This window comes from Bifidobacterium sp. (assembly GCF_050874245.1).
Taxonomy (GTDB): domain Bacteria; phylum Actinomycetota; class Actinomycetes; order Actinomycetales; family Bifidobacteriaceae; genus Bifidobacterium.
On record NZ_JBNMKH010000120.1, the window covers coordinates 1 to 3,754 of the forward strand.

Annotated in this window: 4 protein-coding genes; 3 read left to right on the forward strand and 1 reads right to left on the reverse strand. The window is 63.0% G+C overall.

What is annotated here, in order from left to right:
- Positions 1-593 (reverse strand): amino acid permease (locus ACR0P8_RS08920; RefSeq protein WP_432624731.1); only part of this gene is annotated, 593 nt, incomplete at its 3' end.
- Between the two features lie 234 nt (positions 594-827).
- Here ACR0P8_RS08920 and alr point away from each other — a divergent pair.
- The 3 genes from alr to ACR0P8_RS08935 form a co-directional block, all read left to right on the forward strand.
- Positions 828-2,186: an alanine racemase gene (gene alr / locus ACR0P8_RS08925; protein ID WP_432624732.1), complete on the forward strand. Its 1,359-nt coding sequence runs from the start codon at positions 828-830 to the stop codon at positions 2,184-2,186.
- Positions 2,187-2,236: 50 nt separating this feature from the next.
- A complete protein-coding gene (locus tag ACR0P8_RS08930; protein WP_432624733.1) occupies positions 2,237-3,496 on the forward strand; it encodes a deoxyguanosinetriphosphate triphosphohydrolase in 1,260 nt (419 codons plus the stop codon).
- A gap of 28 nt (positions 3,497-3,524) precedes the next feature.
- Positions 3,525-3,754: CHC2 zinc finger domain-containing protein (locus ACR0P8_RS08935; RefSeq protein WP_432624734.1), on the forward strand; the 230-nt coding region annotated here is incomplete at its 3' end.

Consider the following 3,754-nt stretch of genomic DNA (forward strand, 5'->3'; position numbering starts at 1 on the left):
CACACGATGAACAGCACGATGATGGCCAGCTTGATCATCACCATGATGTCGTTGGTCTTCTTCGTCTGGTTGATGCCGATGGACAGCACCCACGTGATGATGAGCACGATCACGAAGCCCGGCAGATTGAAGTAGGTGGTCACGCCCGGCGTGGTGCCGTACGCGGCAGTCAGTTCGACCGGCAGATGCAGTCCGAAGCCTTCCAGCAGCTTGTTGAAATAGCCCGACCAGCCGGCCGAGACGGTGGCTGCCTGCAATGCGTACTCCAGAATCAGATCCCAGCCGATCACGAAGGCGATCAGCTCGCCGAATGCCAGATACGCGTACGAATAGGCGGAGCCGGACACTGGGGCCATCGCGGCGAACTCCGCGTAGCACAATCCCGCGAAGCCGCAGCAGACGGCGGCCAGCAGGAAGGACACGCACAGCGCCGGTCCCGCGGTGAGGGCGCCCTTGCCGGTGAGCACGAAGATGCCGGTGCCGATGATGGCGCCGATGCCCAACATGGTCAGATCGAAGGTTTTCAGTGTTCGCTTCAGTGGAGTCGATTCGGAGACAAGCTGGTCCACCGACTTCTTGCGAAATAGATCCATGGTCGTCAGATTCCCTGTGATTGTTTGAAAAATGGGCTGGACCGGACGGATTTCCGGGACTCTGGCACGCCTCAACGCCAGAAATCAGAAAGGCTGCCGTTGCATGCGACACGCCTTATGCATGGAAAGCATAAAAACCGAGACCGGACAAAAGACGTGAAAACATCGTGAATCGTCTCATCATGCGTTCCGAATGTTCCATTCCTGTCACATAGCGGCGCGACAATAGGAGCCATGACTTTGAGCGCAACACGTGAATGGGATTTCTCATCCGAACAAGGCAAAGCGAATTATCAGGCCGCCCGTCGGCAGTATCCGGCGCAGGCCATCGTCGACCTCGCCGCACTGCGCGACAATATGCGGCATTTGGTCGACGTCGTGGGCGGGCCGCATTCCGGCACCGCCGTCATGGGCGTCGTCAAGGCGGACGCGTACGGACACGGTCTGATTCCGGCAGCCCTCGCGGCGCTGGCCGGCGGGGCCACGTGGCTCGGCACCGCGCAATCGCATGAGGCGCTGTTGCTGCGCAAGGCCGGCATCGGTCCGGACCGCTGCCATATCCTGACATGGGTATACAGCGGCGCCGAAGTGCCGTTCGACGAGCTGACCGCCAATGACATCGACATCTCCGTCGGCTCGCTCGCCGGCATCGACGGCGTCGCGGCCGCCGCACGCAGACTCGGTAAGACGGCACGTGTACATGTGAAGGTCGATTCCGGCTTCGGCCGCAACGGCTTCACGCCCGCCGGTTTCGACGCGGCGCTCGCCAAACTGGTGCCGCTCGCCAAGGAAGGCGTGCTGCACATCGTCGGCCAGTGGAGCCATCTGGCGGTCGCCGACGCACCGGACGTTCCGGAATTCGTTGCCTCCACCGACATGCAGGTCGAAACGTTCAAGGACTTCACCCGTCGTATGGAGGCGGCCGGCATTCCGCCGGAAATCCGCCACCTCGCCAACACCGCGGCGACGCTGTCCCGTCCGGAAATCCACTTCGAACTGACCCGTCCGGGCATCGGCCTGTACGGTTACGAAGCCGATCCGGCCATGGGCACGCCGTCCACGTATAGCCTGAAGCCCGCCATGACCCTGCAGGCGCAGCTCGGCACCGTCAAGGACGTGGAAGCCGGCCATGGCATCTCCTACGGCCGTACGTATCTGACCCCGTCCGACACCTCCACCGCGATCGTGCCGCTCGGCTATGCGGACGGCATCCACCGCTCCGCCTCCGGATTCGACATGGAAGGCGCCAAGCACGTGACCAAGCCCGGTGGTCCGGTGCGCGTGATGACCGCGGAAGGCCCACGCCTGTACCACGTGTCCGGCCGCGTGTGCATGGACCAGTTCATCCTCGACCTGCACGGTTCCGCCGCCGAACTCGGCATCCACGAAGGCGACAATGTGGAACTGTTCGGTCCGGGCCGTGGCGAGGATTACGCCGAACCGACCGCGGACGATTGGGGTCGTGCCGCCGACACCATCAGCTACGAGATCTTCACCTGCCTGCGCAACCGCATTCCGCGCCTGTACGAGCATGTCACGGACGTATTGTCCGCCGAGGACCTCGCCAAGCTCGACCCGGCAAGCATCCTGTAATCCCGTAAAAAGCGGCGGCAGCCGCCGCACCCATAGGAAGGCGGTGCATCATGACGAGCGAAGGATACAGCGCGTTCGACGAGGAGCGTTGGGCTCCGGAACCACCCAAATCCAGCTCCCGCACCGCCTTCCAACGCGACCGCGCCCGACTCATACACTCATCGGCATTACGTCGTCTCGGCGCGAAAACGCAGATTCTGGTGGCCGGCACGGACGATTTCGCACGTACACGGCTTACACACACGTTGGAGGTCGCGCAAATCGGTCGACAGATCGGCACTTCGCTCGGTTGCGATCCCGACGTGGTCGACTGCGCCTGCCTTGCGCACGACCTCGGCCACCCGCCGTTCGGCCATAATGGGGAACGTGCGCTCGCTGAAATCGCCCGGGACATCGGCGGTTTCGAAGGCAACGCGCAGACCCTGCGGCTGCTCACACGACTCGAGCCGAAGGTCATGTTCCCCGATGGCCGTTCCGCGGGCGTGAACCTGACCCGTGCCGCGCTTGACGCGGCAGTCAAATATCCATGGACGCTCGACGAGGCCGCTGCGCATCCGAAAGGGGAGCGCGGAGCCAAATTTTGTGTTTATCCGGACGATACGGATGTGTTCGACTGGCTCAAACGCGGCACGTCGGATCCCACACGCCGGCCCATCGAATGCCAGGTCATGGACCTTGCCGACGACATCGCCTACAGTGTGCACGACGTGGAGGACGCCATCGCCACCGGCGCGTTCGATCCAGGCGTCCTACGCGACGGCGCGGTGATCGGTGCGATAGCGGAGGACGCGCGCGCATGGTACGGCCCCCAATGGGATGGCGGCAGGCTGGTGGACGCGTTCGACCGCATGCGCCGACGTGACACGTTCCCCGACGGCTTCGATGGTTCGCGGCGCTCGTTCGCACGGCTGAAGAACATGACCAGCGAATTGATCGGCCGGTTCGCCGATTCCGTGGAACATGCCACGAAGGACACGTACGGGACCGATCCGCTGACCCGTTATCGTGGGAATCTGGTGGTTCCCGAGGAGACGGGCTACGAGATCGTGGCGCTCAAAGGCATCGCCGTGCATTTCGTCATGGCGCCCGGCGAACTCAATCCGATGCACGTCGAGGAACGCCGTATCGTCAAGGATCTGGTTGACATGTTCATGAAGGACAATCCCAGACCGTCCGCCGCATTGGAGAACGTGTTCCTCGATGATTGGCGTCGGGCCGTGGACGATGGCGCGCGGCTGCGCGTGGCCATCGACCAGGTGTCCAGTCTGACCGACGCCTCCGCGATGACGCTTCATTCCCTGCTGTGCTGAGGCCGAATGGGCTGGTAGGCTGGAGCGTATGCCGGGAATGATCAAGAAGGAAGACATAGAAAAGGTCCGCGCCGCCGCCGACCTGTACGATATCGTATCCGCGTCCGTCACGCTCAAGCCCTCCGGAACCGGCACGTACGTGGGACTGTGTCCCTTCCATGACGAGAAGACGCCGAGCTTCTCCGTGCGCCCCGCGCTCGGCGTGTGGCATTGCTTCGGCTGCGGACTTGGTGGCGACGTGTTCGGCTATGTCGAACA

What these genes read in the sequence shown, in the direction of transcription:
- alr (WP_432624732.1), top strand. Translation starts at nt 828, where the DNA reads ATGACTTTGAGCGCAACACGTGAATGGGATTTCTCATCCGAACAAGGC.
- ACR0P8_RS08930 (WP_432624733.1), top strand. Translation starts at nt 2,237, where the DNA reads ATGACGAGCGAAGGATACAGCGCGTTCGACGAGGAGCGTTGGGCTCCG.